The 1,024-nt window shown below is 69.1% G+C and carries 1 protein-coding gene; it reads right to left on the bottom strand.

The features are described 5' to 3' along the window. Window positions 1-1,024: AAA family ATPase (locus ACFWWU_RS37570; RefSeq protein ID WP_384153806.1), on the bottom strand; the 1,024-nt coding region annotated here is incomplete at both ends.

The raw sequence follows: 1,024 nt of genomic DNA, 5'->3' as shown, positions 1-1,024 counted from the left end.
ACGTGAGGATCAGGATGGTGTTCCTGAAGTCCACCGTGCGACCCTGGCCGTCGGTGAGGCGCCCGTCGTCGAGCACCTGCAGCAGCACGTCGAAGACCTCGGGGTGCGCCTTCTCGACCTCGTCGAACAGGATCACCGAGTAGGGGCGCCGCCGCACGGCCTCGGTGAGTTGGCCGCCCTGGTCGTAGCCGACGTAGCCGGGGGGCGCGCCGACGAGTCGGGAGACCGAGAACTTCTCGCCGTACTCCGACATGTCGATGCGCACCATGGCGTGCTCGTCGTCGAAGAGGAATTCGGCGAGCGCCTTCGCGAGCTCGGTCTTGCCGACACCCGTCGGGCCGAGGAACAGGAAGGACCCGGTCGGCCGGTTGGGGTCGCTGATGCCGGCCCTCGAGCGGCGCACCGAGTCGGCGACCGCCGCGACGGCGCGCTTCTGGCCGATGAGGCGCTTGCCGAGCTCCTGCTCGAGGTGCAGCAGCTTCTCGGTCTCGCCCTGCAGCAGGCGGCCGACGGGGATGCCCGTCCACGCGGCGATGACCTGGGCGATGTCCTCCTCGGTGACCTGCTCGTTGACCATGCGGGGCTCGTCGGGAGCCTGCTCGGCCTGCTCGGCCGCCTCGAGGTCGCGCTGCAACCGGGCGATCGTCTCGTACTCGAGCTTCGAGGCCGTCGCGTAGTCGGCCTCGCGCATGGCGCGGTCGCGCTGCGTGATCGCGTCGTCGAGCTGCTTCTTCAGGTCGCCGACGCGGTTCAGCGACATCCGCTCGCGTGCCCAGCGGGCCTCGAGGCCGGCGAGTTCGCGCTCCTGCTCGACGAGCGTCTCGCGCAGCTTCGCGAGCCGCTCCTTCGACGCGTCGTCCTTCTCCTTCTTGAGGGCGAGCTCCTCGAGCTTCATGCGGTCGACCTGGCGCTTCAGCTGGTCGATCTCGACGGGGCTCGAGTCGATCTCCATCTTGAGGCGCGACATGGCCTCGTCGACGAGGTCGATCGCCTTGTCGGGCAACTGGCGTGCGGAGATGTACCG

Source organism: Streptomyces sp. NPDC058650 (genome assembly GCF_042717315.1).
Taxonomy (GTDB): Bacteria; Actinomycetota; Actinomycetes; order Streptomycetales; family Streptomycetaceae; genus Streptomyces.
The sequence above is the reverse complement of the archived record's forward strand: the minus strand, read 5'-3'. Positions and strand labels throughout refer to the sequence as shown.